Genomic DNA, 2,286 nt, shown 5'->3' with positions numbered 1-2,286 from the left:
TCATCGGCGACTTGTTCTATATTACACTTCATTTATATAATCGTCAATACATTATTTTAAAAAACTTTATATTTTATAGAATTCATTTACGTAATCAAATTATCTATTTACGCATTTCTTCTATAGTTATATACAAGCACCCCACAGAACTATCTATAGGGTGCTATTCCATCATAAAAGCTATTATTCTTTTGATGGCACTGAACAACTTCCATCAGTACAAGAAAGATCGCTTCCACCATCTGCTGAAAGTTCCTGTAACTTCGGTGCAGGATTCTCTTCTTCCCAAACTTGCTGGAGTGCACCAACAAAAGTTTCAAGTGGTTGTGCACCTGAAATAGCATACTTTTGATTAATAATAAAATAAGGTACTCCCGAAATTTGATATTGCTGTGCAATTGCTTCATCAACCCTCACATCGTTTGCATACACATTTTTATCATTAATAATATTTAAAGCTTCTTGCTTATCTAAACCTGAAGCTTCAGCAATAGTAGCGAGCGTATCCACATCACTTAAATTTCTCGATTCAGTGAAGTATGCGAAAAGTAGATTTTCCGTAATCTCTTTTTCTTTCCCTTGATCCTTTGCAAACTTCGCCAGACGATGTGCATCGAAAGTGTTAGTCGGCTTCATCTCTTCAAAGTTAAAACTTAAACCCATACTAGCTGCATGATTTCCTAGTTGTACATTATTACGCTTAGCTTCTTCAATACTAATCCCATACTTCGATGCAAGTACTTCATTAATACTTGTTCCAGAGTAAACGGGAGTATTCGGATCTAACTCAAAACTTTTAAACTCAACTTCAACATCCTCCTTATGTGGAAATTGTTCTAAAGCCATCTCTAATCTACGTTTCCCAATATAGCAAAATGGGCATACAAAATCAGACCAAACTTCAATTTTCATATAAACACCTCATTAACATTTAGTTTTCAATCATTGTAGCACTGAGATTAAGGAATTCAAAAGTTTTTGCTCTATCTCCTTCATATAGTACATTCAAAAATACACTTATAACAGAATACCTAATTTTAAAAAAAACGATAATCAAAAGGATTAACTATTATCCCTCCAATTATCGTCTATAAAAATGAGCCAATTTTAATTATGCCGGAATGTACTTCCCTACGAAATTCCATACAGTATTCCAATATTTATTTGAATCTACTTTCTCCGCTTCTCCATGTCCCGCACCTGGAACAATTAATTTCTCTTTTTCTACCTTTGCAGCATTATACACCTCATCTAACATTTCAAAAGGAACGAATGTATCAGCATCCCCATGAATGAATAGCATAGGTGTTTTACTTTTCGCTACTTGTTTTACAGCTGAAGCTTCTTCTAAATCATATCCAGCTCTTAATTTTGTAACTGTATTTGCCGCATTCATAACAGGAAACTTCGGCAAGTGGAATAAATCTTTTAGCTGATAAGTAAATTCATCAATAACGGTTGAGTATCCACAATCTTCAATAATAACTTTAACATTAGAAGGTAAATCTTCTCCTGAAGTCATCATTACAGTTGCCCCACCCATTGAAACACCAAATAGAGCTATTTCAGCATTAGGATCTTTCTTTAAGATTTGTTGAATCCAAATCAAAACATCTTTACGATCATGCCAGCCCATACCAACATAATCCCCTTCACTATTTCCGTGCCCACGAAGGTCTGGTGCTATGACATTATAGCCTTGTTCATAAAAGTTACGAATATATTTCGTCATTTCTGATGCTCTACCATTGTATCCATGAACCACAATTGCCCATTTATGACTAGATGATTCATTCATATATTCATAGCCTTTTAAATTCAATTTATCGAAAGAACGTATAGTTAATGTGTTAGGTTTATACTTCGATACGAAGTTCGCATTCTTTTCTTCATTTGTAGCCAATACATCTCCCGATGCATTTACCGTTTCTACTAAATGAGGATTATCTTGCAAAAATTCTTTTTCTTGTTTCGCATTCAACGCGTAGTTATAAAAATAATTCCCAACTAACATATACACGATTACTAGAAGGACTAAGACTACTATAGTAATTATACCTATCCTTTTCATATTATCTCCTTTTCTAACTTAAATCTTCTTATATTAAAGTACATCAAAAAACAACTGTACTATTTTAACACACCGGTGAATCTTATCTTTAAGAAATAAAATAGAAAATCTTAAATTACATATCAAAAATCACAAAAGAAATCGAATAAAACTTATATATATATGTAATTAACTTTAAAAAAAGTTACAAAACACAAAAAAGACGAGTCATTCTG

2 protein-coding genes are annotated in these 2,286 nt (G+C 32.8%); both read right to left on the bottom strand.

What is annotated here, in order from left to right:
- Window positions 1-183: 183 nt before the first annotated feature.
- Entirely contained in the window at window positions 184-912 is a 729-nt protein-coding gene (locus tag RT27_RS31895) for a DsbA family oxidoreductase (protein WP_043939380.1), read from the bottom strand.
- A 199-nt stretch (window positions 913-1,111) separates the two neighbouring features.
- Window positions 1,112-2,071: an alpha/beta hydrolase gene (locus tag RT27_RS31890; RefSeq protein ID WP_016083751.1), complete on the bottom strand. Its 960-nt coding sequence runs from the start codon at window positions 2,069-2,071 to the stop codon at window positions 1,112-1,114.
- Window positions 2,072-2,286 lie beyond the last annotated feature (215 nt).

Source organism: Bacillus sp. L_1B0_5, assembly GCF_000836715.1.
GTDB classification, from domain to species: Bacteria; Bacillota; Bacilli; order Bacillales; family Bacillaceae_G; genus Bacillus_A; species Bacillus_A thuringiensis_S.
Note: the sequence above shows the minus strand (reverse complement) of the source record. Positions and strands in the feature narration are given on the sequence as shown.